30 protein-coding genes are annotated in these 24468 nt (G+C 36.0%); 15 read left to right on the forward strand and 15 right to left on the reverse strand.

Features of this window, described 5'->3' with window-relative positions:
• Positions 1-12: 12 nt before the first annotated feature.
• The 3 genes from BJ095_RS15340 to BJ095_RS15350 all read right to left on the reverse strand — a co-directional run bounded on the left by BJ095_RS15340 (position 13) and on the right by BJ095_RS15350 (position 2173).
• The gene (locus tag BJ095_RS15340; RefSeq protein ID WP_107936837.1) at positions 13-1026 is read right to left on the reverse strand and encodes a tripartite tricarboxylate transporter substrate binding protein; all 1014 of its coding nucleotides are present in this window, start codon (positions 1024-1026) and stop codon (positions 13-15) included.
• 315 nt (positions 1027-1341) lie between these two features.
• Positions 1342-1563 (reverse strand): hypothetical protein, encoded by a 222-nt coding sequence (locus tag BJ095_RS15345; RefSeq protein WP_107936838.1) that lies wholly within the window; start codon positions 1561-1563, stop codon positions 1342-1344.
• A gap of 22 nt (positions 1564-1585) precedes the next feature.
• A complete protein-coding gene (locus BJ095_RS15350; RefSeq protein ID WP_107936840.1) occupies positions 1586-2173 on the reverse strand; it encodes a peptidylprolyl isomerase in 588 nt (195 codons plus the stop codon).
• 228 nt (positions 2174-2401) lie between these two features.
• Here BJ095_RS15350 and BJ095_RS15355 point away from each other — a divergent pair, with 228 nt between their 5' ends.
• Together BJ095_RS15355 and BJ095_RS15360 are read left to right on the forward strand one after the other, a co-directional pair.
• Positions 2402-3619: an MFS transporter gene (locus BJ095_RS15355; protein ID WP_107936896.1), complete on the forward strand. Its 1218-nt coding sequence runs from the start codon at positions 2402-2404 to the stop codon at positions 3617-3619.
• A gap of 108 nt (positions 3620-3727) precedes the next feature.
• On the forward strand, positions 3728-5575 hold the full coding sequence (locus tag BJ095_RS15360; RefSeq protein ID WP_107936842.1) for a transglycosylase domain-containing protein: 1848 nt from the start codon (positions 3728-3730) through the stop codon (positions 5573-5575).
• Positions 5576-5608: 33 nt separating this feature from the next.
• Here BJ095_RS15360 and BJ095_RS15365 read toward each other — a convergent pair whose 3' ends face one another.
• Positions 5609-6172, reverse strand: coding sequence for a DUF5366 family protein (locus BJ095_RS15365; protein WP_107936844.1), 564 nt, complete (start codon positions 6170-6172; stop codon positions 5609-5611).
• A gap of 223 nt (positions 6173-6395) precedes the next feature.
• Here BJ095_RS15365 and BJ095_RS15370 point away from each other — a divergent pair, with 223 nt between their 5' ends.
• Genes BJ095_RS15370 through mnhG form a run of 7 tightly spaced genes read left to right on the forward strand, consistent with a single transcriptional unit; the run spans position 6396 to position 12112 of the window.
• Entirely contained in the window at positions 6396-8759 is a 2364-nt protein-coding gene (locus BJ095_RS15370; RefSeq protein ID WP_235867685.1) for a Na+/H+ antiporter subunit A, read from the forward strand.
• A complete protein-coding gene (locus BJ095_RS15375) occupies positions 8756-9178 on the forward strand; it encodes a Na(+)/H(+) antiporter subunit B (protein ID WP_107936848.1) in 423 nt (140 codons plus the stop codon). The genes BJ095_RS15370 and BJ095_RS15375 overlap by 4 nt, the downstream gene beginning before the upstream one ends.
• Positions 9178-9519, forward strand: coding sequence for a Na(+)/H(+) antiporter subunit C (locus tag BJ095_RS15380; protein WP_107936850.1), 342 nt, complete (start codon positions 9178-9180; stop codon positions 9517-9519). Before BJ095_RS15375 ends, BJ095_RS15380 begins: the two co-directional genes overlap by 1 nt.
• Positions 9512-11002 carry a Na+/H+ antiporter subunit D gene (locus BJ095_RS15385; protein ID WP_107936852.1) on the forward strand — a complete coding sequence of 497 codons (1491 nt, stop codon included), beginning with the start codon at positions 9512-9514 and terminating at the stop codon, positions 11000-11002. Before BJ095_RS15380 ends, BJ095_RS15385 begins: the two co-directional genes overlap by 8 nt.
• Entirely contained in the window at positions 11003-11482 is a 480-nt protein-coding gene (locus BJ095_RS15390) for a Na+/H+ antiporter subunit E (RefSeq protein ID WP_107936855.1), read from the forward strand.
• Complete coding sequence (locus BJ095_RS15395) at positions 11479-11760, forward strand: Na(+)/H(+) antiporter subunit F1 (RefSeq protein WP_107936857.1); 282 nt, start codon at positions 11479-11481, stop codon at positions 11758-11760. Before BJ095_RS15390 ends, BJ095_RS15395 begins: the two co-directional genes overlap by 4 nt.
• Positions 11744-12112, forward strand: coding sequence for a monovalent cation/H(+) antiporter subunit G (gene mnhG, locus BJ095_RS15400; protein ID WP_107936859.1), 369 nt, complete (start codon positions 11744-11746; stop codon positions 12110-12112). The genes BJ095_RS15395 and mnhG overlap by 17 nt, the downstream gene beginning before the upstream one ends.
• A 44-nt stretch (positions 12113-12156) precedes the next feature.
• Here mnhG and BJ095_RS15405 read toward each other — a convergent pair whose 3' ends face one another.
• Positions 12157-12369 carry a hypothetical protein gene (locus BJ095_RS15405; RefSeq protein ID WP_235867683.1) on the reverse strand — a complete coding sequence of 71 codons (213 nt, stop codon included), beginning with the start codon at positions 12367-12369 and terminating at the stop codon, positions 12157-12159.
• Positions 12370-12467: 98 nt separating this feature from the next.
• The gene (locus tag BJ095_RS15410) at positions 12468-13976 is read right to left on the reverse strand and encodes a leucyl aminopeptidase (RefSeq protein WP_107936863.1); all 1509 of its coding nucleotides are present in this window, start codon (positions 13974-13976) and stop codon (positions 12468-12470) included.
• A 198-nt stretch (positions 13977-14174) separates the two neighbouring features.
• Here BJ095_RS15410 and BJ095_RS15415 point away from each other — a divergent pair, with 198 nt between their 5' ends.
• On the forward strand, positions 14175-14648 hold the full coding sequence (locus BJ095_RS15415) for a divergent PAP2 family protein (protein WP_107936865.1): 474 nt from the start codon (positions 14175-14177) through the stop codon (positions 14646-14648).
• Positions 14649-14697: 49 nt separating this feature from the next.
• Here BJ095_RS15415 and BJ095_RS15420 read toward each other — a convergent pair whose 3' ends face one another.
• The 4 genes from BJ095_RS15420 to BJ095_RS15435 form a co-directional block, all read right to left on the reverse strand.
• Complete coding sequence (locus BJ095_RS15420) at positions 14698-15027, reverse strand: YuiB family protein (protein WP_107936867.1); 330 nt, start codon at positions 15025-15027, stop codon at positions 14698-14700.
• Between the two features lie 137 nt (positions 15028-15164).
• Positions 15165-15662 carry an NUDIX domain-containing protein gene (locus BJ095_RS15425; protein WP_107936869.1) on the reverse strand — a complete coding sequence of 166 codons (498 nt, stop codon included), beginning with the start codon at positions 15660-15662 and terminating at the stop codon, positions 15165-15167.
• A gap of 123 nt (positions 15663-15785) precedes the next feature.
• Positions 15786-16292, reverse strand: coding sequence for a hypothetical protein (locus tag BJ095_RS15430; RefSeq protein WP_107936871.1), 507 nt, complete (start codon positions 16290-16292; stop codon positions 15786-15788).
• A gap of 186 nt (positions 16293-16478) precedes the next feature.
• On the reverse strand, positions 16479-16853 hold the full coding sequence (locus tag BJ095_RS15435; protein WP_107936873.1) for a HesB/IscA family protein: 375 nt from the start codon (positions 16851-16853) through the stop codon (positions 16479-16481).
• 218 nt (positions 16854-17071) lie between these two features.
• Here BJ095_RS15435 and BJ095_RS15440 point away from each other — a divergent pair, with 218 nt between their 5' ends.
• The gene (locus tag BJ095_RS15440; protein ID WP_107936875.1) at positions 17072-17776 is read left to right on the forward strand and encodes a DUF2225 domain-containing protein; all 705 of its coding nucleotides are present in this window, start codon (positions 17072-17074) and stop codon (positions 17774-17776) included.
• A 495-nt stretch (positions 17777-18271) separates the two neighbouring features.
• On the opposite strand, the gene BJ095_RS15445 is transcribed toward BJ095_RS15440, so the two are convergent.
• The gene (locus BJ095_RS15445) at positions 18272-18511 is read right to left on the reverse strand and encodes a NifU family protein (protein ID WP_107936877.1); all 240 of its coding nucleotides are present in this window, start codon (positions 18509-18511) and stop codon (positions 18272-18274) included.
• A gap of 83 nt (positions 18512-18594) precedes the next feature.
• Between BJ095_RS15445 and BJ095_RS15450 the strand changes: the two genes are divergently transcribed.
• Positions 18595-18924 carry a YuzD family protein gene (locus BJ095_RS15450; RefSeq protein WP_107936879.1) on the forward strand — a complete coding sequence of 110 codons (330 nt, stop codon included), beginning with the start codon at positions 18595-18597 and terminating at the stop codon, positions 18922-18924.
• A gap of 113 nt (positions 18925-19037) precedes the next feature.
• Here the strand turns inward: BJ095_RS15450 and BJ095_RS15455 are convergent, their stop codons facing one another.
• Entirely contained in the window at positions 19038-20111 is a 1074-nt protein-coding gene (locus BJ095_RS15455; RefSeq protein ID WP_107936881.1) for an NAD(P)/FAD-dependent oxidoreductase, read from the reverse strand.
• Between the two features lie 190 nt (positions 20112-20301).
• On the opposite strand from BJ095_RS15455, the gene BJ095_RS15460 reads away from it, so the two are divergent.
• Entirely contained in the window at positions 20302-20538 is a 237-nt protein-coding gene (locus tag BJ095_RS15460; protein ID WP_107936883.1) for a YuzB family protein, read from the forward strand.
• A 54-nt stretch (positions 20539-20592) separates the two neighbouring features.
• On the opposite strand, the gene BJ095_RS15465 is transcribed toward BJ095_RS15460, so the two are convergent.
• Positions 20593-21360: a TIGR01457 family HAD-type hydrolase gene (locus BJ095_RS15465; protein ID WP_107936885.1), complete on the reverse strand. Its 768-nt coding sequence runs from the start codon at positions 21358-21360 to the stop codon at positions 20593-20595.
• A complete protein-coding gene (locus BJ095_RS15470) occupies positions 21357-21809 on the reverse strand; it encodes a DUF86 domain-containing protein (protein WP_107936887.1) in 453 nt (150 codons plus the stop codon). Before BJ095_RS15470 ends, BJ095_RS15465 begins: the two co-directional genes overlap by 4 nt.
• A gap of 86 nt (positions 21810-21895) precedes the next feature.
• On the opposite strand from BJ095_RS15470, the gene BJ095_RS15475 reads away from it, so the two are divergent.
• Complete coding sequence (locus BJ095_RS15475) at positions 21896-22162, forward strand: DUF3055 domain-containing protein (RefSeq protein WP_107936889.1); 267 nt, start codon at positions 21896-21898, stop codon at positions 22160-22162.
• A 42-nt stretch (positions 22163-22204) separates the two neighbouring features.
• Here the strand turns inward: BJ095_RS15475 and BJ095_RS15480 are convergent, their stop codons facing one another.
• Complete coding sequence (locus BJ095_RS15480; protein ID WP_107936890.1) at positions 22205-23644, reverse strand: DHA2 family efflux MFS transporter permease subunit; 1440 nt, start codon at positions 23642-23644, stop codon at positions 22205-22207.
• 170 nt (positions 23645-23814) lie between these two features.
• Here BJ095_RS15480 and BJ095_RS15485 point away from each other — a divergent pair, with 170 nt between their 5' ends.
• Positions 23815-24357, forward strand: a complete 543-nt coding sequence (locus BJ095_RS15485; RefSeq protein WP_107936892.1) for a TetR/AcrR family transcriptional regulator — start codon at positions 23815-23817, stop codon at positions 24355-24357.
• Positions 24358-24468: the final 111 nt, after the last annotated feature.

Raw genomic sequence — 24468 nt, forward strand, 5'->3', positions numbered from 1 at the left:
AGCGTAGCCTCCCTATTCAACTCCTAATTTTTCATACCAATTTACCATTATCTTTGATTGATTATTAACATAATCAGTGAACTCCTTATAATCCATATCACCTGTTAGCATTTGTGAGTTTTTCAGATATGTTTGATAGCCCTCAGTAGCAATTGCTTTTTCAAATATCGAGCTTAGCTCTTGTAAAATAGCTTCATCAATCCCCGAAGGTCCATAAACTCCTCTAAATTGCGCCCAGCTCGTATCTACATCAAATCCTGCTTCCTTATATGTTGGCACATCTGGTAAGTCTTCTAATCTTTCTTCACTCATTACTCCTAATATTTTCAAATCCCCAGATTCATAGTATTGAGAAACTTGCCCCGGATTTGAATTTGCTACATCAATATGTTTTCCTAAAATAGCTGTTACTGCATCTCCTGTACTTTCATAGGCAGTCCATACAGTTTCTACTTGAGCTGATTCACTAAAAATATTCCATGCAACATTATGACCGGAGCCAATTGCACCATAACCACCTACTGTTAATTTCCCTGGATTCTCTTTTGCATAATTCACTAATTCTTCTAGCGTATTAAATGGACTATCCTTATGAACCGCAATTACATAAGGATCTATTTGACCTTGTGATATCCAAGAAAAATCCTCTAAATCGTATTGATTCTTTAAAGTGCCTTCTATTAGCCCGATTTGACTAGGTGTCATTGCACCTAATGTATAACCATCTGCTTTTGCGTTAGCTATTTCTGCCATTTGTACTGCACCACTTCCCCCTGGGCGGTTTTCAACAATAAATGTGCCTCCCGTAACTTCTTCAGCAGCTTTTGCTAATTCACGAGCCATTAAGTCTGTTGGTCCTCCCGCAGTGGTATGCACTAAAATGGTAAATTGTTTTTCAAAATCTAAAGTAGTATCAATTGTAGCCGCTTCCCCTTTACCCCCCGATAAAGCGTTTTCATTTCCATTAGAACAAGCCGATAAAATGCAAAGTAAAATAAACATTAATAACAAACTGAACTTTTTCATTTTATTCCCCCCTAGTAATGATGGTATACCATTTGACTAAAGATTATTACAATAAGTCGCAATAGTCAAACTTTTTTTTACATTTTTTGAATAAATGGTATACAATCATATAGTGCGATAATGTAAAATTCAGGAATAAATAAAATCATATAGCAATAATTGTATGGAAGGTATCCTACTTTGCTGTGCTGGATTTACTTTAACAATCACATTACTTTATTAATAAAATAAAAAATAAAAAAAACCAAAATGCGAAATTTTGGTTTTTTTATGACGGATTTGTCTTCTCTTTATTTAGTTAGAAAATAAACAGCCTTATTTTCGTAATTGAGTATCTTTATCCTGGGTGCCTTGTTGTTTAGTTAAAACATATTCTTCTAGAGCTTTTGTTTTTTGCTCTTCTTTTTTAGATAAACGCTTCACTAATCTAAATACGAACACACACAAAATAAAGATTGCTAAAAACTCTAATGCAGCTGGAATATATGATGATTTATCCTCTGGAAAATATAGAAATCCTGCGTAAAGGATACTCATTTTTCACTCTTCTTTCTAATAGTTATTCGATAATAGTAATCGACTCTATTTTAACATCTTCTAATGGCTTATCGCGCATATCCTTTTCAACGTTCGCAATATTGTCAACAATGTCCATGCCTTCAACAACATGTCCAAATACTGTATGTTTGAAGTCTAACCATGGTGTACCACCGTTTTTAGCATAAGCTTCGATAATTTCTGCTGGATATTTTGCTTGCTCTAATTGTGCAATCATATTATTTGGCGTATGTTCCATTTGAACGATGAAGAATTGAGAGCCGTTTGTATTTGGACCAGCGTTTGCCATTGAAAGAGCCCCACGAAGGTTAAATAAGTTCTCGTTAAATTCATCTTCAAAAGAGTCGCCCCAAATTGATTGTCCACCCATACCAGTACCAGTTGGATCTCCACCTTGAATCATGAAATCAGTAATAACACGGTGGAAAATAATACCGTTATAATAACCTGATTTAGCATGTCCTAAAAAGTTTTCAACAGTTTTTGGTGCATGCTCAGGGAATAACTTGATTTTAACTGCACCTAAAGTTGTATTCATTTCTACTAATACTTCACCTGGATTTAATTCTTTAGTTAATTGTGGAAACATTATAATTCGCTCCTTATTAAAAATGTTAGTTTTGGGTATATCTTTAAATAGAAGATTACCTTTTGACACCTCGTTACAGTTTAACATAGAACTTTTAAATTTGCCGCTAATTTACTTTTAGGACTTTCTTCGAGTTACGAAATAAGTTATACTTACCAACAAGAAAAAAACCAATCTTGAAATTCATTTCAAATTTGGAAAACAACGGCTAGGAAGAATGTGATTGAAGTGAATAACCGAAAGCACAATTTTATTATTATTTTAGTATCAAATTTCATCGTAGCAAGCTCTATGACGATGATTATGCCCTTTTTGTCTCTTTACATTGAAACCTTCGGAGATTTTCCTGAGAGCTATGTACAAAAATGGGCTGGCTTAATCTTTGCAGCCACATTTGTTACAGCGTTTATCATGTCGCCGATTTGGGGGCGAATTGCCGATAAATACGGCTACAAACCAATTATGATCATTAACTGTTTCGGCATTGCTCTAAGCATCTTTTTGATGGGTTATGTAGAAAATGTTATACAGTTTTTCATCCTGCGCCTATTTATGGGAATTGTTACAGGCTTTATACCCACATCTATGGCATTCATCAGTAAGCATACACCTAAAAATATTGCGGGAAAAACACTTGGGACACTCCAAATTGGTAGTGTTGGCGGTTCTTTATTTGGTCCTGTCATCGGAGGATCCTTAGCAGATGCAATTGGATTTAACTTTACGTTTATTTATACCTCTATTGCAATTACAATTGCAGCCATCATCATTATTTTTGGCATTCATGAGCCAGAAATTATTCAAAAAGAGAAAAGCGTACTCTATTCAACAAAAAATATTCTTTGGGCTTTGTTCCATCACCCACTAATTCTGAGCACAATGCTTGTTGCTTCTTTAATTCAAATTGGAAATTTCAGCATTCAGCCGCTATTATCTCTATATGTTTCTCATTTAACTACCTCAGAGCAAGTAGCAATGCTTGCTGGTATTACCTTTAGTGCAGCTGGGGTTGGAAATATCTTAATTGGACGATTTTTTGGGAAGCTCGCTGATAATATTGGCTACGAAAAAGTCTTGATGTCACTGTTATTTATCAGTGTTTTCTTCATAATACCGCAAGCCTTTGTAACTTCCCTTTGGCAGCTTATTGTCTTAAGATTCTTGCTCGGTATCTTTTCTGGAGGATTAATTCCTATTGTCACAGCACTTATAAGACGTGAAGCACCTGTAGCGATTCAAGGTGAAGTCATGGGCTATAACCAATCTTTTCGTTTTTTAGGGAATATTATAGGTCCTGTGCTAGGTGGCTTTATAAGTGGATTTGCCGGTATTTCAGCTGTGTTTTACTCGACCGGACTACTATTTCTTATTGCAGCAATTGTCATTTTCATTATTCAAAAACTACCAAAAAAATATTTTGAGGATGTTTTAAAAAGTCATATTTAAGCTCGATATAATAGGAAGGGGATCTACTAATTCTAGTAGCCTCCTCCTTTTTTATTTGAAACTATGATATTCTATCTTTTGTTATGCTCGCATTTTTGGAGGAATTAAATGAAACAAATAGTAGGTTTCTTACTAATCCTTTGCTGCTTTCCATTGCTATTACTACTTGGTACTAAAATTATAGATGAATTTACCTCAGCGAAAGAATATGAGAATACGATTCAACATAATATCAAGCCGCCAGAACAAGCAAATCCACTTCCTGTTACGATGTTAGATCGAAATGGAAATATATTTAGTGAGGAATATGTGGAATGGAGACAGCAGGTTCCATTAGAGGATGTACCAGAAATTATTAAACAAATCTATCTACTAAGTGAAGATAAAGAGTTTTACACACATATCGGCTTTAATGTAAGTGCCCTCGCACGTGCAGTCGTAGTAAATTCTCAAGGCTCCATCGAACAAGGCGGCAGTACAATCACACAGCAGCTGGTTCGTATGCGCTATCTATCAGTTGAACAAACCTATGAACGTAAATTAACCGAGTTATTTTATGCTTATGAGCTTGAACAACTATACAATAAAGAAGAAATTCTAGAAATGTATTTAAATGAAATCTATTTTAGCAATCAGGTATACGGAATCAGTGCAGCTGCAACCTATTATTTCCAAAAACCGTTAGAAGAGCTAACAATTGCTCAAATGGCATTTATTGCAGCGATTCCAAACAATCCTTCTCTATATGATCCTATAAAGAAATTTGATAATACGAAAGCAAGACAAGAACGGTTATTAGATATTTTAGCTGAAAATAAGATACTTACTGTAGAAGAAGCTGCCTTATATAAACAAGAGCAAATTATTTTGAATTTGAAGGTAAAAAAACAACAGCAGCCTGCTTATAGTACATTTGTACTTGCAGAATTAGAGGATCTAGTTGCTTCAGCTGAAGGCTATACAGACCAGCTTAAGGCTGCACAAACTGATGATGAAAAGAAAATAATCGAGGAACAGATTGATGCAAAGGTTCAGCAATTACTACAATCAGGTATCTCGATACACACTGCATTAGACCCGGAAAAACAGCGACAGGATGAACAAAAAATCGATGCGATTCTAGGGAATGGTAATTTACAAAGCAGCTCAGTAGTTATAGATAATTCAACGAGGGAAATTGTTAGTGTTTATGGTGGAAAAAACTATAAAAAATTCGACTTCCATCGGGCTTACCAGGCAGTTCGTCAACCAGGCTCTGCCTTTAAACCAATAATAGTTTATGCACCGCTTTTTGAAACAACCAACTATTCACCAAGCTCGATTGTTAGTGGCAGTAGTTTTTGTGTCGACAATTTCTGCCCTCAAAATTATGGTGGTGGTATTTATGGGAATGTGTCGATTTCGACTGCCTTTAAGCACAGCTATAATACTTCAGCTGTTCGTCTGTTAAATGAAATCGGTTTGGATAATGCCTTTCAATTTGTCGATAAATTTAATTTTCAATCACTAGTTCCACAGGATAAGACCTTTGCAGCAGGATTAGGGGGTCTTAATTATGGTGTAACTGCATTGGAGCTGGCTGACGCCTATACAAGCTTTATAGATGGAAGTTATATGAAAGCCAGAAGTATTCGAAGTATTACCGATGCAGGTGGACATGTTCTTTATAGCTGGCCAACAGACAAAGAAATCGTTTGGACTGGTAAAACAATAGGCAATATTCGTTCATTACTACATGATGTAGTGACAAGCGGGACTGGACGAGGAATCATTTCTAATTCTGCCTATATTGGGGCTAAAACAGGAACAACCAATGATTACAAAGACTTTTGGATTGCAGGGTTAACTAACGAATACACAACTGCTGTTTGGATCGGATTTGATAATCCTTCGTCCATGCAATCTCTCCAGAATGACAAAATCCATTTTAAAATTTTTAATACAATAATGAATTAAGAGGCATGACTTTTAACAGTCAGTGCCTCTTTTTTAATTTCCAAAGGGTAAGCTTGCTAATACCCCATTATAAAGCTTCAACACAACATAACAAATGAATGTGATAAAAATGGCCCAAAATAGAATTTCAAAAAAAATCAGACCCACAGTTCCACCTAATGATAAAAACTGACTCATCTTGTATATGTTATAAATAAAATAACTAAAGATTGTCACTACAAAAATACTAAGTAAGATAAGAATAGATTGTATGCCAAATACTGAAAGCAATGCCCCAAAGAAAAAGATGAGGTAGCCTCCTCTAGCAGCACTAATCATTTCCCCATTATTATGCTTTGAGAAAAACAGCATTCCTACTTCATGAATCGTTTCTCCTATTAATTTCAATGCTGAAAATAGCATAAAAAAACAAAGAGCAAATACACTTAATAACAAAAGGCGTAATTCTAAATCTGTTAAAAACTCCCGCATCCCCGCATATACGCCGATAGAGGTTAAAAATGCTAATGATTCTCCTACCAAATAAATTCCGAAAGTTAAACTAAATAAAATTACAGAAAATAACGGTAAATAACCATACAAATATGGATTTTTCATGACAATTTCCTCTAAACTAAATTTTTTCTACCTATTTATAATAACGGGTAAATAATAAGGTTATCAAGTTCATACTATTCTCACCCAAGTGAAAACAGGGATAATAAATGTTATAATCTTTAGTATTCGAGATAATTCATTGATATTTTTTATTTTTTTGAAAGGGGGATTATTTTTGTTTCAAGTATTTTGTATTTTCATTCCATTACTAGCTGCAATTTTCATGCCTTTCTTCTTTAAGAAAATCAGTTCAATACATACGGGATGGTTTGTTTTAGTCGTACCAGTCTTTCTTGTTATTTACTATGCTACCTTTGTACCGGCTATCTCTAAAGGAGATACAATCATTGAACAGTTAGAATGGATACCATCACTTGGAATATCGTTCGTTTCCTATCTCGATGGGTTGAGCTTATTGTTCTCTTTACTCATCTCTGGGATTGGAGCACTGGTTGTTCTTTATTCAATTTACTATTTAGATCGTACTAGAGAGAAGTTGCATAACTTTTATATCTACTTATTAATGTTCATGTGTGCGATGCTTGGTGTCGTTCAATCAGACAACATGATGACGCTATATCTATTCTGGGAATTGACTTCGATTTCCTCATTCTTATTAATTGGCTATTGGAACAACCGTGACAAGTCTCGATTCGGTGCACTTAAATCTACCATGATAACAGTAGCCGGTGGGATGATGATGCTAGGGGGATTCGTATTACTCTCCATTATGGGAGATACATTCTCTATTCGCGAATTGATTGCCCAAGCACCAGAGCTTGTAACAAATGATCTATTTGTAGTTGCACTTGTTTTAATATTACTCGGGGCATTTACAAAATCAGCCCAATTCCCATTCTATATTTGGTTACCAGATGCAATGGAAGCGCCAACACCAGTTAGTGCCTACCTTCACTCAGCAACAATGGTTAAAGCTGGAATTTATCTAGTAGCCCGTTTCACACCTATTTTCGCCCAATCAGAGGTTTGGGTTTGGTTAGTAAGCGCTACTGGTTTACTGACATTATTCTGGGGCTCCTTCTTTGCACTGAAGCAACGAGACTTAAAAGGGATTCTTGCCTTCTCAACTGTCAGTCAGCTTGGTCTAATTATGTCTTTACTTGGCGTAGGAGCAATTGCTTATCATGTAGAAGGTGCAGAATCGTCAATTTTTAAATATGCAGCCTTTGCAGCAATTTTCCACCTTATAAATCATGCTACCTTTAAAGGAAGCTTGTTTATGATTGCGGGGATTGTGGACCATGAAACTGGTACTCGTGATATCCGAAAGCTAGGTGGATTAATGAGTATCATGCCAGTCAGCTTTACTGTTGCTATTATAGGAAGCTTCTCAATGGCGGGCTTGCCTCCATTTAATGGATTCTTAAGTAAAGAAATGTTCTTAACTGCCATGATCTCAATCGCCCAATTTGATTTATTTAATTTCTCAACATGGGGTATTTTATTCCCTATTATAGCTTGGATCGCTAGTGTATTTACATTTATTTACAGCTTCTACTTTGTATTTAAAACATTTACTGGAAAAGGAAATATCGAGGAATTACCACATAAACCACATGAAGCACCTGTGGGGATGTTAATTTCACCAGTTATTTTAGCTGGTTTAGTAGTTGTATTATTCTTTATCCCAAACATCCTTGCAGATACTTTCATTAAACCAGCAGTAATGGCTATTCAGCCTTTCCTATACAGTAGTCCAGAACAGATTAATATCCATGTAGCTGCATGGCATGGAGAAATTACAACAGAATTATATATGACATTTGGTATCATTGCTTTAGGACTGGTATTATACTTAACGCTAGCTAAATGGCAAAAAATGTACAATCTATTCCCTTCAAAATTAACCTTGAACAATTTATATGACTTTGTTATCTATGAGTTATTTGACAAATGGGTTGCACGCTTATCTGGGCAATATATGACTGGATCAATCCGACGTTATTTAAGCTATATGCTCGGGTCAATTGCCATCATAGTTATTGCAACTTTATTTATTCAGGATGCATTTAGAGTAAGCTTTGAAGATGCTTCACCAATACGTCCACATCAGATTATCGTAATTCTTGTTTTAGTTGTAGGTACAATTACAACTGTGTTTGCAAAATCGAGAATTACTTCAATTGTTGCATTAGGATTAGTGGGATACACTGTTTCGCTGTTCTTCGTAATGTTTAACGCACCAGATTTAGCACTTACACAATTAGTAATTGAAACGATTTCAGTAGCACTATTCTTACTTGCTTTCTATCACCTTCCTCAGTACAGGAAGGAGGAGGAACGAACTCGTTTTAGATTTAGTAGAGCGTTTGTATCTATAGCAGTTGGTGTAATGGTAACGCTTGTTGCTCTTTCAGCTCATTCTCAAAAATTTATCGGTTCTATTTCTGAGTACTATAAAGAAACAGTGTATTCCTTAGCAGGTGGAGGAAATATTGTAAATGTAATTTTAGTGGATTACCGCGGATTCGATACATTATTTGAGGTTGCTGTTTTAGCCATTGCCGGTATTGGTATCTTTGCAATGATTAAGCTTCGCTTGAGCACGAAAGGAGATAAACTATGAAAACAAATGATGTAATTATGCAGTTTACTGCTAAACTTGTCTTTTTCATAATTTTCTTCTTCGCCGTTCACTTATTCTTTGCTGGTCACTATACGCCTGGTGGAGGTTTTGTTGGGGGCTTAGTAACAGCAAGTGCGATTGTTCTACTAATTATTGCATTTGACTTAAAAACGGTTCAAACGATTCTGCCGATCAATTATATTAATATGGTTGCAATCGGTTTAATTCTTGCATTAGGTACAGCTGCATTTTCCATGTTTACTGGTAAACCATTTTTCACACATTACTACGATTATTTCAATTTACCTATTTTAGGAAAAACATCTCTTCATACCGCAGCTTTATTTGATTTAGGTGTATATTTGGTTGTTGTTGGTGTGACGATGACCATTATTCAAACGATTGGGGAGGATGAATAATGGAGATAGTTATGGCATTTGTTTGTGGATTTCTATTTATGGCTGCTGTTTACTTAATACTCTCTCGTAGTCTTCTCCGAATTATTATTGGAACTGGATTATTGAGTCACGGTGCACATTTACTGATTTTAACAATGGGAAGCTTCAAAGGTACTGTCCCACCTGTTTTAAGTGATGGTGTAACAGATTTCGCCGATCCGCTTCCACAAGCGTTAATCTTAACAGCTATTGTTATTAGTTTCGGTGTTACAGCCTTTTTCTTAGTTCTTGCCTACCGTGCATATTCTGAACTAAAAACAGATGATATGTCGTTAATGAGAGGAAGTGAAGAAAATGAGTAACTTTCTTTTACTGCCTATAATTATTCCCTTTTTCTTCGCCATGCTATTGCTGTTCGGGCAGAAGAATATTGCTTATCAACGTATTACAACTTTATTAGGGCTTGTAATTTCTATCATTTGTGCAATTGGTCTTGTATCAAATGTTTATATGGACGGTCCTCAAACCGTCACTCTCGGAAATTGGCCAGCACCTTTTGGTATTACAATGATGGGAGATATGGTTGCTTCAGTTCTAATGCTAACAACCTTAGTAATTTCTCTCTTCATAGTATGGTATGGATTTGGCTCTATCGGAAAAGAACGTGAGCAATTCTTCTATTATCCTGGGATTATGTTTATTATCACAGGGGTAAACGGAGCCTTTACTACGGGGGATATATTCAACTTATTCGTATTCTTTGAAGTATTATTAATGGCTTCTTATTTATTGATTGTACTTGGTGGAGAGAAAGCACAGCTTCGTGAATCCATTAAATATATTTTAGTGAATGTGATCTCGTCTGCACTATTTGTAGTAGCAGTTGCTTACCTCTACTCAGTTGTAGGTACGCTAAGTATGGCAGATATTTCACTTAAGATTGCTGAAATAAACCAACCAGGGATTATTACTGTGATTGCTGTTTTATTCTTGTTAGTGTTCGGTATGAAGGCTGCGATTTTCCCGTTATACTTCTGGTTACCAAGCGCTTACTCTGCACCACCTATTCCGGTTCTTGCGTTATTTGGTGCTTTACTAACTAAAGTCGGTGTTTATGCTATTACACGTACATACACGTTATTCTTTACACATGACTTATCCTATACACATGAGTTACTACTCATCTTAGCTGTTGTTACTATAATAGCTGGATGTATTGGAGCACTTGCTCACTTCGATGTGAAACAAATTATTATTTACAATATCATCATTGCAGTTGGTGTTATTCTATTCGGTGTAGCTCAGATGAACGAAGTAGCTTTACAAGGAGCATTTGTTTATCTAATCCATGACATGATTATTAAAGCTGCATTATTTATGTTAATAGGCATTGTGATTTATGTAACCGGTACGTCTAATTTACGAAAAATGGGTGGTCTAATTCAAACTTATCCTACACTAGGCTGGTTCTTCTTAATAGCTGGCTTTGGTTTAGTAGGGGTACCTCCCTTAAGTGGATTTGTAGGAAAACTACTTATTATTCAAGGTGGGTTTATAGCTGGTAACACATGGTCTACCTTAGTAGTATTAGCATCCAGTATTATTGTACTTCTATCTGTTATGCGTATCTTTATCTATGCTTTCTGGGGAGAGCAAGGACAGCTTTCTACTGACGTACAAAAAAGAAAGTATAATCGTATGTTTATTCCAACAATGCTTTTAGTAATTCTTTCGATTTTCTATGGTATCGGTGCAGAATGGCTAAATCCATTTATGAGTGATGCAGCTAAAATTTTAATGGATCCATCTATTTATACTGATGCAGTTATGAAAGGAGGAGAATAAATGTCCTTTCAAATCTTACTAAATCTATTTTTAGCTTTTTTATGGATGTTTTTATCCTCTAATTATTCCTTGTCTCGCTTTATAATTGGTTTCTTGTTAGGACTAGCGCTCATTATCGCTTTCCGCAAATTCTTTAAATCTAGACTCTATATTGACCGAGTTTGGTCTGTTATTAAGCTATCCTTCCTCTTTATAAAGGAGTTAATCTTAGCAAATGTTTCTGTTTTAGTTTTAGTACTGAGACCAAGACTAGAATTACAGCCAGCTTTCTTTAAATACGATACAAAGTTAACAGAGGATTGGGAGATTACTTTGCTTTCAAGCTTGATTACCCTTACTCCTGGTACTGTAGTTGTCCATGTTTCAGATGATTCAAAATCATTATATATCCATGTACTTGATAGTAATGATATTGATGAAACAATTGATTCTATTAAAAATACATTCGAAAAAGCGATATTGGAGGTGAGCCGTTCATGACAACTTTTATTTGGGTAGCAATTATTATTATTGTCTTATCCATCGTTGGCCTGGTGTATCGTCTTGTGAAGGGCCCGACCCCTTCTGATCGCGTTGTGGCATTAGATGCAATTGGTGTTGCTCTAATCTGTTTAGTTGGTTTGTTTTCAATCATCGTTGATACAAGTTTCTTTTTAGACATAATTTTACTGTTGGCGATCCTATCTTTCATCGGTACAATTGCCTTCTCTAAATATATAGAGAAAGGAGATATTATTACCCGTGACAATTCTCGCTAATATCTTAATTATTTTCTTTATCAGTTTAGGGGTACTATTCCTCGTTGTAGCTGCTATTGGCTTGTTTCGCTTACCAGATCTTTATACGCGCGCGCATGCAGCCTCTAAAAGTGCTACATTAGGTGTTATGTCTATATTGCTCGGTGTTTTCTTCCACTTCTGGTTAATGGAAAATCATTTTAACCCGACGATTCTATTAGGGGTATTATTCCTGTTTATAACAGGTCCTGTAGGTGGACATATTATGAGCCGCTCCTCTTATATAGCTGGAGTTAAACCGTGGGCTGGAACAGTACGAGACGACTTGAAGCCTGAAATTGAACGTATGAAAAAAGAACAGAATATTAAATAGAATGAAAAAGAAGTGCGAATTTTTAGGTTCGCACTTCTTTTTATTTACCAGTGTCTTCTGTAAGGACCGCGTCTTTGTGGGAATCTTGGGTATCCATAGTATGGATACGGCTGATAAGGATAAGGTCTACCGAAGCCTCTATTATCAGGAACGATTACGTTACCAAGTAAACCACCTAAGAATCCGCCTAGAAATGGATATCCAAACTCAGAAAATCCACCGCCATATCCACCATAACCACCATAATAATTTACCAATAACATCTACCTCCTTTTCATTAATAACTTATGTTAGAAATGAAAAGTAAGGTATGCTATATGCCCACTAGACTTAAAGTTCTCAAAAAGTAAGATATTTAATTGTTTTGTTCGCCTAATCGTTCTACAAACGTTGCGAGAGTTCTTACCATCACACCTGTCGCTCCCTTTGGCCCTAAATCATGCGCATTTGAAGCATTTGAAGTTCCAGCAATATCTAGATGAATCCATGGTGTTTCCTCTACGAATTCACCGACAAAGCCACCACCAAAAATCATATGACCATCACTGCCCGGTGAGTTATTTAAATCAGCTACATCTGATTTGCGAATGCGCTTTTTATCTTTTTCTGTTAAAGGCATTCCCCAAACAAATTCACCAGTCTCAATGCTAGATTCGATGAATGCATCGAAGAACTCTTCATTATTTGTTAGAGATCCTGTTTTATCGAATCCTAGCGCTGTGATAACCCCACCTGTCAAAGTAGCTACATCTATTAAGTAGTTAGCTCCCTGCTGCTTTGCATATGTCACAGCATCTGCCAGTACAAGGCGCCCTTCTGCATCAGTATTTAATACTTCCACTGTTTTGCCACTATACATTGTAATGACATCATCTGGTTTAAAGGCTTCACCAGAAATCATGTTATCAGTTGATCCGATAACGGCTACAACGTTTTTATTTGGTCGTACTTCCCCAATAATTTTCATAGCTCCCAGGACAGCTGCTGCTCCCCCCATATCGCCTTTCATACCAACCATACCAGTTTTCGTTTTAATAGAATAACCACCTGTATCGTAGGTTACACCCTTCCCAACTAGACCAATAACATCTTCCCATTTTTCAGTTGCTTGGTATTTAATCGTGATTAGACGAGGCTCTTCAACAGACCCTTTATTGACGCTTAAGATCCCGCCCATACCAAGCTCTTCTAGTTCAGTTTTTGTTAGGATTTCAATCTCAAAATCATATTGTTTTGCTAATTTTTCAGCATAATTGCCAAGCTCAGTTGCTGTTAATAAGTTTGGAGGTAAATTTACTAAGTTACGTGCTTCGTTTACAGATTCTGCATAGATTTTACCAACCTCATAAGCTGCCGCAATCTCATCAATATCTCCATTTGTTACAAAATGTACTGTATCCATATATACATCAACTTCATTGGATGTTGTTTTATAGTTAGGTGTTTGATAGAATCCTAGACCAGCTCCTTCAGCAAATAAAAAGGCAATCGTCTCCTCATCAATTGGGTTTGCTGTGAAGGATTCTAACCAAATAGAAACTTCATTTACTTTTAAAGCTCGTAGTTGCTTCCCAACAATCCCAAAAGTCTCTCTTAGTTCATTTTCAGTTAATGTTTTTGTATCACCTAATCCAACGAATAAAACACGCTTCAGCTGACCATTTTGACCTGTATAAGGAAGCTTCGTTAATTTCTTTCGATCTGTGTCGATATCACATGTACGAATCCAGTCTTCAACACTTTCACCGTAGAACGAAACGAAATCCTTCCACCCTTCAATGTGATCACAATTTTTCTGTACCCCTACGATAAGTACTTCGGTATTTACCTGATTAAAGGTTTTTGCTTCTTTTACAATTTTCATTTTTAAAATTCCTCCATTTTTACCGCTACTTTATATGTACTACTTTCCCAAATTGGGTATGAATGTATCTATATTCATTATAGTAAAGATATACCTAATTTTCGAATATTTCAAATTACGAATTGGTATATGTTGAAATTACATCGTTCGGATATGCTATACTTTAGACAAAGATAAGAAAGGTAGGGATTGTTAGTTTTGGCACTCCTTCAAAATACACCAATACTTTTATCCATTTTTTCAATACTATTTGCGCAATTTATAAAAGTCCCTATTCATTTAATTGCGACAAAAAAGTTAGATTGGTCTTTAATGACCTCAACTGGTGGAATGCCAAGTTCTCATTCGGCAGCAGTGACAAGTCTCGCTACAGCAGTAGGCTTTGAAACTGGAATGGACTCCCCAATCTTTGCAGTAGCTGCAATGTTTGCTGCGATAGTTATGTATGATGCCACTGGTGTACGTTGGCAAGCTGGGCAGCATGCAGTAATTATCAATCGTATACGAAATGAGTTAACAGTCTTTTTCAACGAAGTAAAGCATTGGCCAGAAAAAAATGAAGATGAGAAAATAAAAGAGTTAAAAACATTATTAGGACATAAGCCGAGTGAAGTTTTCATGGGCGCTTTAACTGGAATCTTAGTATCTGTTCTATTTTATAATTTGTTCTAATAATTTTATGTACAAAAAAAACTGACCCGAATTGGCGTCAGTTTTTTTGTTAGAACATACGATATCCTGCTTTTCGAAGGTAAATCATCACAATACCTGCAACAATTGCCCCTGCAAAACCACCAATCAAAATTGTGATATCTACAACCTGCAATGCTTGCAGCTTATCTAATAATGCTGGAAAAGCAGTATTTGCTTTAAAAATATAATCTAAAAAGCTAACTTCATCAATAATAAATATAACCACGATTGGGTAAACGATTGCCATTAACCAAGTCATACGTAGCAACATGTTTAATAAGAAACCGATTCCAAAAAACATGACGAAGAAAAGTACGACTGAGATGATTAACTGGACTAACGATACTGAACCACTCATTTTATGTATAACCTCCGTTTTCCTCTCATTAGTTTACATGATAAAAGCCCTCCTTTCAAATATAAATACAGTTGCAACAGAGCTAGATATGAACAACTTCTGAACTTTTGCTATGCTCAGAATCGGTGTGAATGCTGCTACTTATTAAAGAATAATCGATAAGAAGAATATTCAAAGACATCGCCAGGATTGATGCCATCTTTTTTAAAGAGCTGATGATGAATCAACTCATGGCTTGCCATTTCCTCCAGCATTACAGAAGCCTCACCACTATCAACAAGCTCTTCAACAGATAGCCAGCAAGCTTCCGATACTTCAGATTCTTGTATTTTGATAAATTGTTCTCCATCTGTCGGTATACAATAGAAAATCGCCATATTATCACTTATTTCCCCACGAATAACACCCGTACGGAAACCAATCAAGCCGGACACCTCACATTGTATCCCAGTCTCTTCTAATACCTCTCGCACTACTGCCTCATCTGCCGTCTCCCCAACCTGTACAAAACCAGCAGGCAATGACCATATGCCTTTAAGCCCACTATACGTCTTCTTCACCACAAGCCACTTGCCGTCCCCATTAATGACTACTCCAGCAACCCCAAGCCATACCTTCCCACGATCCTTTTTCATTTGCTTCCTCCTCGTTTCTATTAATTTATCTGTTATTGTTAGTATACGCTTAAGTAGGAGAGTTTAAGAAATGAAAAAACCTTCTGCAAGGGAGTTATTGCCTTTTGAGAAGGTTGAATTTATTTAGATTAAGTTTAATAGTTTTTTAATCTTTAATAAATAGTTTTCATAGTTTGAGGTTTGTGTAAACTTCTTAAAATATTCAAAGAAGTATTTGCCTGACTTTAAAGTACTTTCGAGAAATTCAAATTCTGGTAAGATAAATTCTTTTGAATCAATTTTATTAATAAATAAAGTTGAATTCCCACACGCTCTTTTAATCGAAATTCCCTCGGGCTCTATCATCTTTGCTTCACCATTATTAATATACTCCTCAAGCCAATCGATAGTTATTACCCATCTAAGAACTAAGTAATTCCGAAAATCCTCATTGAATAATTCTTCTTCATTATAAGTGAGTTTAATAAAGCCATAGGTTGTATCCAGATGCTTTTTAATTATTACAGATAGCTCCTTAGCATTATTACCACTGAGAATGAGTGCATCAAAATTCAAATTTGAACTAACTGAAGATGGGAATAATTCAGCATTCGGACCACCAAGGACTATACTTTCGACTTTTATTGGCATTATTTTTTACTACTTTCATAATAAAATTTTCATTTTAAATCTATTTATTTCTTTCAAGAAAGTAAAAAGCCTTTCAATTCCTAACGTTTCGTAAAACATCGAATCAAAGAGGCTCTTAACTCAAATCTCATTTATCTAATTTTTGGTGATATAATTCTATTGAACATTTCAAAGTAAGATAAATTATTACTCACAAACCTCCGGCGTACCTTCAACTTTAGCTGTTCTAAACGAAGTACCACAGCCACATGAAGCAATGGCATTTGGATTATTGATGGTAAAACCGCCACCCATTAACGATTGTTTGTAGTCAATTTCCGTACCCATTAAGATTGGTGCGTCTTCACGGGAAACAAGAATTTTCAAACCGTGTTGCTCATCTATATAATCATCTTCACCTTGGCTCTGGTCAAAATTCATGCCATATGAAAGACCGCTACACCCTCCACCATGGATTGTTACACGTAAAAAAGAGCCTTCTTCTTCATTATGCTTTTGCATTTCTTTCACACGTACTGAAGCAGCTTCAGATAAGTTAATTACCTTCTTTTCACTTGTCATCCCATTCACCTTCCTTCTACCTATATAATATCAAGGAGCAATACAAAAATAAAGATATGTGCACTCAGTGCTACAATATGCATTCACAATAATTCCCAATACATTATCATTATAATAATACTAACCAAACTCATAAATAGGTCAATTTATTCACTACTTTCTAGTATGCAGATGATATAATAGTCTTAATATAAAATAAATGGGAGGGGTCAAACTATATGGAATTATCACCTTTCTATGAGAAAAAAGTTGAGTGTATCTGCTGTAATAAAGCATTTACTACAACGAAAATTCGTTCTAAGCTAGTTAAAGTTGAAAGTACCGATACTGATTTTTGTCCAACTTATTCTGAAACATCTGTGCCAGCTTTATACTACAATGTTTTTGTCTGTGAGCATTGTGGCTTTTCTTTTACTGAAGACTTTTCTAAATATTTTGGCCCTAGTATTAAAGAACAAATTCTAGAGCAGATTTCAAAAAAATGGGTGCCACGCAGCTACAACCATGAACGCTCACTTGCAGAGGCATTAGAAACTTATAAATTAGCATTTGTTTGTGGGTCAATCAAAAAAGAAAAATTCATCACGCTTGCCGGACTTACATTAAGAATTGCCTGGATTTATCGCAAGCTTCAGAATGTTACCCAAGAACAACGATTCCTTAAAATCGCTCGCGATCAATATATTGAATCTTACTCAACTGAGGATTATGCCTCAACCCAGATGTCAGATACGCGAGTTATATATATGATCGCAGAGCTTTCCAGAAGAATTGGCGATTTGGATTTAGCAACTCGCTACTATTCTAAAATAATCGAGAACCAACGTGTTGGCGGTGAAGCAAAAGTAATCGAAATGGCTAAAGAACAATGGCAGCTTGTTCGAGAAGAGCGTGAAAAAGTTAGAGCAGCTGAGGCTGTTTAAAATAAGATGTCTTAAAAGTTATAGTAGTAACTTTTGAGGCATTTTTTTGTGGAGGAAATTAATGATGGATTGGAGATGGGTTTGTTTTATTTTGATTTGAAACTACCGATGCGTTTCGTCCCCTTCATGAAACGCGTTTTGAGCTGCGATTATCCATCCGATACACTTCATCCCCTCTATGAACTCATTACTCACTAACCAAGGTCTCCTTTCACGTTTCATTCCCTTCATGAACGCGTTCTAAGCTATGATTACCCTTCCAATGCACTTCATCCCTTCGATGAAACGCATTTCACACTAACCATAATCTCCCTTCACGTTTCACCTCCTGCATGAAAGGTGTTTCGATCTTCGATTACCCTTCCGTTGCACTTCCTCCCCCATCAACCGCATTAAAATTTACTCTCTCCTCCCCAACCAGTCAAACCAACAAAAAAAAGCCCGATTCAGAAAACTTCACCGTTTTCCGAATCGGGTTTCATTATATTCTTTATATTAGAATACTTGCTCTACTTCGATGATTCCTGGTACTTCTTCTAATAGTGCACGTTCGATACCAGCTTTTAGAGTGATTGTAGAACTTGGGCAGCTTCCGCATGCACCTAATAGGCGTAAACGAACGATACCGTCTTCAACGTCTACTAATTCACAGTCTCCTCCATCGCGTAGTAAGAATGGACGTAATTTATCTAAAACTTCTTGTACTTGTTCTTTTTGTTGTTCTAAATCTGTCATTTCCCTCGACTCCTTTCATTAAAATAATTATAATGTGAAGAAAGAAAAAAATCCATAATTTGAGTTCATGAAAGGTTGATTCTATGAAAGAAAATAATCCCATTATTGAAGTTTTTGGTGCCGAAGTGATTTGTGCTAGCTGTGTCAATGCTCCATCTTCAAAAGATACATATGAATGGCTACAGGCTGCAATCAGTCGAAAATTCCCAAAGGACTCGTTTTCTATTCGCTATATCGATATTGAACAGCCTTTAGAGAACGAGCGTGATAAGGAATGGGCAGAACGTATTCAAAATGATGAGTTCTTTTATCCACTGGTTCTTATCAACGGTGACGTCATCGGTGAAGGATATATTCAAATTCAACCAATCTTCTCTACATTAGAAAAACTTGGATTTGTAGCAACTGAATAAAATCTTACTTAACTAAACAAAATCTCTATAGGCTCGTTAAGCTTTAATGTAACAAGTTTATAGAGATTTTGTATTTTTTTATTATGCTTCAGTTAATTGAAAATTATTTGTTCTTATTGAGAATCGTTTTGGCGTTTATACATCCAAAGTAGACCTGATTTCATTAAACGAGCAATACGACCTGTTACTGTTGTATCTGCTAAATGAACAAAGCCTTGTTTCTTCCCTAAAGAACCCATGAAACCTTTAAGCTTGATTGGTGGCATTTTTTCAGGAAGTGGTTCGTTTCTCCAACGCTTACTTAATACTTTGACAATACGCTCCGCTTGTTCTTCAGCTAGCTGGGCGCTTGCTGGTAAGTCCGATGAAGCACAGTCTCCAACTACGAAAACATTCTCATCATCTAATAGGTGGAAATATTGGTTCACGATTGGACGACCTTTGCGATCCTTTTCTGCATCCATATTGCGTACAATTTCAACTGGTTGAACGCCAGCTGTCCAAACAACAGCATCCACTTCTATCACTTCTTCATGATTGTAGAGCTTCGTTGGTTCAACTTTAGTAATGTTTGACTCAGCAATTACTTCAACATCATGCTTGATAAACCAATCTTTTACATAGTTACTTAATTTCTCAGGGAAATCACGTAAAATACGTGCTGAACGGTCAAATAATTTAATTTTTAAATCTGAACGACTTTCACGTAATTCACTTGCTAGTTCAATTCCACTTAATCCAGCTCCAACGATACCAACAACCGAGCCTGGTGGCAGACCTAACAGCTTTTCAAAAGTTTTGCGTGATTTAGCGATTGTTTGAATGCTATAGCTATTTTCTTGTGCTCCTGGTACGTTGTGGTAGTCATCCTCACAGCCAAGACCAATTACTAAGTCATCATAAGAAATTGTTTGGCCATCCTCTAGATAAACAACTTTTTCTTTGCGATCAATATTAGTAATTTCACCATAAACTCGTTTTAAGCGATCATGCTCTGGGAAACTAACACGAACATTTTTGTCTGTTGTCGTACCTGCTGCTAATGCATAAAACTCTGTTTTTAAGCTATGGTGTGGTGTTCTATCAACTAAAGTTATCATTGTATCTTCTGGAAAGTTATTTGGTAATAGGCGCAGTAAAATACGCATATTTCCGTAACCTCCACCTAGTAAAACTAGTTTTCTCATAAAATACTCTCCTATATCTGATGTCGATTGTTTAAGTAAAAATCGTTCACAATTTATCCATAAAGAGTATAACTTATTGTGAGATGTTTCACAATATCTTTATCTAATTTTTTGTGAAAAGTTTCACAAAAACTCATTCATTGACGAAAGCTAAAAAACAGAGTAGAGTGTCTAGTGAGGTGACAACGGCGTGAATCCATTAGTAGAGTTTTGCATTAGTAATCTAGCAAATGGTGCTCAAGAAACCTATGATGTTCTAGAAAATGATCCAGAGATCGATGTTCTCGAATATGGGTGCTTAAGCTACTGTTCATTATGCGACCAAAATTTATACGCACTTGTAAATGGTGATATCGTAGAAGCTGATACACCTGAAGAATTGACTAAAAAAATCTATCAATACATTGAAGAAAATCCTCTTTTCTAAGGAGGATCATTCATATTGAAAAATTCCGCGCACAATTGTACGCGGAATTTTATTTTATACGATTTCTAGCTCTTCTATACAATAAGTAGGCTTATTGTCCTTTTGTAAAACAATCTCCGTACTCACTACCCCAGTATTAACATGAATCGTATCGCAGCCAAATCGGATCCCACATAATATATCGGTATCATAATTGTCTCCAATCATCACCATTTCATCCTTTTTGAATCCATACTCTTCCTGAATCACTTCAAGCATAACTGGCGAAGGCTTTCCTACAAAGATTGGCTCCACTTGCGCTACATTTGCTACCAGACGTACAAAGGAGCCGTTCCCCGGAAGAAATCCTAGCTCACTAGGAAAACGAATATCTTCATTTGTTCCTACTAATTTTGCCCCTGCCTGGAGTGCAAGGGATGCCTTTACTAACTTCATGTAGTCTACTGTTCGATCTATTCCCATGACAACCACATCTGGTCGTGCTTCATCAGTATCCACAAGATTTAATCCCTCTGCCTCCAAAGCCGATTTGATACCATCAGATCCAATCATAAAAATAGTTGCATCCTTATAATGCTGTGTAACATACTTTGCAGTTGTTAAAGCACTGCTATATATTCTATGGGTAGGTGTATCAATTCCAATATCGGCTAAAACCTTTTGTAATTGCCCTGGTGTTTTTGAGGAATTATTTGTTACGAAAAAATACTCTAGCTGTTCTTTTTGCAGCTGATGAATAAATCGAACAGCAGAATCAATTCCCTTTTTCCCACGATAAACAGTTCCGTCTAAATCAAAACAATAGGCTTTATATTTTTTCATTCAGCATTCTCCGGTAAAAATGCTGAAACCGGACCAAGCTCGTTTTCTAAATAGTTAGTTACAAGTGGTGTGAACTGTTTAATGGCCTCTAAATTGTCTGTAAGCACTTTCAGAACAATTTGGTTATCTACTTGTACAAATTCACGCACTAGCATTTTACGCAAGCCCACAACCTCTTTAAAAGGCATTTCCATCTCAGAAGTAATTACTTTTTCATCTAACAGGATTTCGATAATATCTTCATAGCTTCCTGGGTCACGCATGATGAATCCATCGATTATTAAGTTCCCTACATCCATTAAGGCTTCCATTGTATTATGACCAATACGTTGTAAAGCTAGGGCTGTAATATCATTCTGTAACCAATTCTGTTCTTTTTCAAAAATAGTAATTAGCTCGTCTAGGTGCTTTAAAGTTACTGAAATTTTATTACGATCTACAAAATACATAAATGGTTCCCCCATTATTTAAAGTTGATAGTTATTTCCCTTATATAGTAACATATTCTTTATAGTTGGAAGGAGTCCTATACAAAATGGAGCGTTTTTTCTTATATGATGATGTAGAAGAGTCAAAAACAAGATTTGTCAGCTTTACTGGCAAAAAATTACGTTATGATTTAGCGATTATGCAATCCTCTCGTTTTTTCGGGAAGGTATTAGTTTTAGATATGCAAATGGGTCGCTTTGCGATTATCGGCCCAGATGATGTAGAAGAACCTGGATATCTGGAGCACGTCTTCAACAAAACTGAAGAAGAAGCTGAGGATTTACGTGAGTATCTAAATGAATTATTGGCTTAAAAAATGACACTTGATGTTTTCCATCGAGTGTCATTTTTCTTTCTATGATGCCTCTTCTACTGTCATTTCAGTCTTTACTGGTCTTTTTAACGGTGTGAACAATGTAATCAGTAAAGCAAGAACCGCTAAAATTGCCATAAAGTAATAGGCGTCTCCTGAAGCAAATATTGATGACAATGCTTTAATGCCCTCTGTTGTACCTTGAGCACTTAAATCCACTGCATAGTTTGTTTGTTTTCCTGTATAAATTGTGACAATTATTGCTGTACCAATCGCACCAGCAATTTGACGGACTGTATTATTTACTGCAGTACCATGTGTTACTAGCTCCTTCGGTAAGGCATTTAAAGCTGCTGTATTTAATGGCATTGTTATAAAACTTAACCCAATACGTAAGAAAATCGTACGAATCATTAGGAATGTAAAGGTTGTTGTTTCACTTAAGTCAGTTACAACCCACATTGACGGAATGACGAATAGTAAACCGATTATAAATAAAGGCTTTGCACCGAATCGGTCAAATAATTTCCCAGTAACAGGCGATAATAACGCATTAATAATTGCCCCTGGAAGTAATAATAGACCTGCATCAAATGCCGTAAAACCACGACCATCTTGTAGATAGATTGGTAACAGAATCATATCCGCATATAACATCATCGTAACGATAATGTTAATAAGAGAGGTCATAGTAAATGTTTTATTCTGAAATACACGTACATTTAAGAATGGATCGTTGGAACGTAATTGGTGAATGGTAAAATAAGTTAACACTAACAATCCACCGATAATTTCTGTCAATACCCACACATCATCCCATCCATGACTTCCTGCATTACTAAATCCATATAATACTAGTCCAAAGCCAAGAGTTGAAAGTATCACACTAAATATATCTAATTCAGCTTTAGACCCTTCATTTACATTAACTAAATATTTTAGGGCAAGTAGAATGACAAGAGTAACAAAAGGTATGATGCCAATGAACAACCACCGCCATGATACATATTCAATTAAAAAGCCCGACAAAGTAGGAGCAATTGCTGGCGCGAAGATTAGGGCAATCCCTACAAGCCCCATCGCACTCCCTCGTTTTTCAGGCGGGAATATAAACATAACGATACTCATCATCAACGGCATAATAATTCCTGCTCCAGCTGCCTGAATCATACGACCTGTAAGTAATATCGCAAAATTCGGAGCAACTGCACAAAAAATTGAACCGATTAATAATAATAGCATCGAGCTAAGAAACAATTGACGTGTTGAGAAACGCTTCATTAAAAAAGCGGTTATCGGAATTAAAACACCGTTAACCAGCATGAAGCCTGTTGCCAACCATTGCACCGTTGTTCCATTTACACTGAACACTTCCATAAACTTACTTAGAGCAACATTTAAAATCGTTTGATTTAAAATGGAGATAAACCCTCCAAGTAATAGCACAAAAAGTAATATTTTCTTATTTATTTGTTGAGTCATAACTTATAATAGGCCTCCCTTTACTTTATCAACACAGTGACGATAAAATGAATTGTAGCAACTTTTAAATTAAGAAACCACCAACAGTTTTTCATAAATCGTCAACTATACAACACTTCAAATTAAAGTGTTGATAAACCATTTATTTAATAGATAAAGGAAGGGTTAAAATGTCATCAAAGAAGGAAGATCCTCGTGCCATTCGCTCAAAGCGTTTGTTGAAGGAGGCGGTTATATCTTTATTAATCGAAACACAGAGTATACATGAGTTAACTGTACGAAAAGTTACTGAAAGGGCTGAGTTGAATCGTGCTACCTTCTACTTACATTTCATAGATATGCGTGATTTAATGCGCAACGTGGTATATGATATTTACGATGACCTGTCTATGAAATTATCGCCTTTGCTTCGTATAGAGCGTGGGAGCCAGGAGCATTTACTTACTTTCCTCGATTATTTTTATGAGCATCGAAAGTACTTAGCTGTGTTATTTGAAGAAAAAGCGTTCCAAAGAAAGCTGCATGACTTTATAGTAGAGTTCATTCAAGCAAGACGTGACGCACTCGATATAAATAATGAGGAAGAACTTGTTTCTAGAGATATTATTGCAGCCTCAATTCTTGGCATTTTAATGTGGTGGATTCGAGATGGTAAAAACCATAGCTCCGAATATATCGCAGAGCAAATGTCCGTTTGGCTACTTAGGAAATAATATGATTGACTTCAAAATCGAGTAGGAGGGAGTGATTAACTCCCGACCTCTCACACCACCGTACGTACGGTTCCGTATACGGCGGTTCAATTAAGATGAATAACGCAAAGT

This window comes from Ureibacillus chungkukjangi (assembly GCF_003217295.1).
GTDB classification, from domain to species: Bacteria; Bacillota; Bacilli; order Bacillales_A; family Planococcaceae; genus Ureibacillus; species Ureibacillus chungkukjangi.

What these genes read in the sequence shown, in the direction of transcription:
- BJ095_RS15340 (WP_107936837.1), bottom strand. Translation starts at nt 1,026, where the DNA reads ATGAAAAAGTTCAGTTTGTTATTAATGTTTATTTTACTTTGCATTTTA.
- BJ095_RS15345 (WP_107936838.1), bottom strand. Translation starts at nt 1,563, where the DNA reads ATGAGTATCCTTTACGCAGGATTTCTATATTTTCCAGAGGATAAATCA.
- BJ095_RS15350 (WP_107936840.1), bottom strand. Translation starts at nt 2,173, where the DNA reads ATGTTTCCACAATTAACTAAAGAATTAAATCCAGGTGAAGTATTAGTA.
- BJ095_RS15360 (WP_107936842.1), top strand. Translation starts at nt 3,728, where the DNA reads ATGAAACAAATAGTAGGTTTCTTACTAATCCTTTGCTGCTTTCCATTG.
- BJ095_RS15365 (WP_107936844.1), bottom strand. Translation starts at nt 6,172, where the DNA reads ATGAAAAATCCATATTTGTATGGTTATTTACCGTTATTTTCTGTAATT.
- BJ095_RS15370 (WP_235867685.1), top strand. Translation starts at nt 6,396, where the DNA reads ATGCCTTTCTTCTTTAAGAAAATCAGTTCAATACATACGGGATGGTTT.
- BJ095_RS15375 (WP_107936848.1), top strand. Translation starts at nt 8,756, where the DNA reads ATGAAAACAAATGATGTAATTATGCAGTTTACTGCTAAACTTGTCTTT.
- BJ095_RS15380 (WP_107936850.1), top strand. Translation starts at nt 9,178, where the DNA reads ATGGAGATAGTTATGGCATTTGTTTGTGGATTTCTATTTATGGCTGCT.
- BJ095_RS15385 (WP_107936852.1), top strand. Translation starts at nt 9,512, where the DNA reads ATGAGTAACTTTCTTTTACTGCCTATAATTATTCCCTTTTTCTTCGCC.
- BJ095_RS15390 (WP_107936855.1), top strand. Translation starts at nt 11,003, where the DNA reads ATGTCCTTTCAAATCTTACTAAATCTATTTTTAGCTTTTTTATGGATG.
- BJ095_RS15395 (WP_107936857.1), top strand. Translation starts at nt 11,479, where the DNA reads ATGACAACTTTTATTTGGGTAGCAATTATTATTATTGTCTTATCCATC.
- BJ095_RS15410 (WP_107936863.1), bottom strand. Translation starts at nt 13,976, where the DNA reads ATGAAAATTGTAAAAGAAGCAAAAACCTTTAATCAGGTAAATACCGAA.
- BJ095_RS15420 (WP_107936867.1), bottom strand. Translation starts at nt 15,027, where the DNA reads ATGAGTGGTTCAGTATCGTTAGTCCAGTTAATCATCTCAGTCGTACTT.
- BJ095_RS15425 (WP_107936869.1), bottom strand. Translation starts at nt 15,662, where the DNA reads ATGAAAAAGGATCGTGGGAAGGTATGGCTTGGGGTTGCTGGAGTAGTC.
- BJ095_RS15430 (WP_107936871.1), bottom strand. Translation starts at nt 16,292, where the DNA reads ATGCCAATAAAAGTCGAAAGTATAGTCCTTGGTGGTCCGAATGCTGAA.
- BJ095_RS15435 (WP_107936873.1), bottom strand. Translation starts at nt 16,853, where the DNA reads ATGACAAGTGAAAAGAAGGTAATTAACTTATCTGAAGCTGCTTCAGTA.
- BJ095_RS15440 (WP_107936875.1), top strand. Translation starts at nt 17,072, where the DNA reads ATGGAATTATCACCTTTCTATGAGAAAAAAGTTGAGTGTATCTGCTGT.
- BJ095_RS15445 (WP_107936877.1), bottom strand. Translation starts at nt 18,511, where the DNA reads ATGACAGATTTAGAACAACAAAAAGAACAAGTACAAGAAGTTTTAGAT.
- BJ095_RS15450 (WP_107936879.1), top strand. Translation starts at nt 18,595, where the DNA reads ATGAAAGAAAATAATCCCATTATTGAAGTTTTTGGTGCCGAAGTGATT.
- BJ095_RS15455 (WP_107936881.1), bottom strand. Translation starts at nt 20,111, where the DNA reads ATGAGAAAACTAGTTTTACTAGGTGGAGGTTACGGAAATATGCGTATT.
- BJ095_RS15465 (WP_107936885.1), bottom strand. Translation starts at nt 21,360, where the DNA reads ATGAAAAAATATAAAGCCTATTGTTTTGATTTAGACGGAACTGTTTAT.
- BJ095_RS15470 (WP_107936887.1), bottom strand. Translation starts at nt 21,809, where the DNA reads ATGTATTTTGTAGATCGTAATAAAATTTCAGTAACTTTAAAGCACCTA.
- BJ095_RS15475 (WP_107936889.1), top strand. Translation starts at nt 21,896, where the DNA reads ATGGAGCGTTTTTTCTTATATGATGATGTAGAAGAGTCAAAAACAAGA.
- BJ095_RS15480 (WP_107936890.1), bottom strand. Translation starts at nt 23,644, where the DNA reads ATGACTCAACAAATAAATAAGAAAATATTACTTTTTGTGCTATTACTT.
- BJ095_RS15485 (WP_107936892.1), top strand. Translation starts at nt 23,815, where the DNA reads ATGTCATCAAAGAAGGAAGATCCTCGTGCCATTCGCTCAAAGCGTTTG.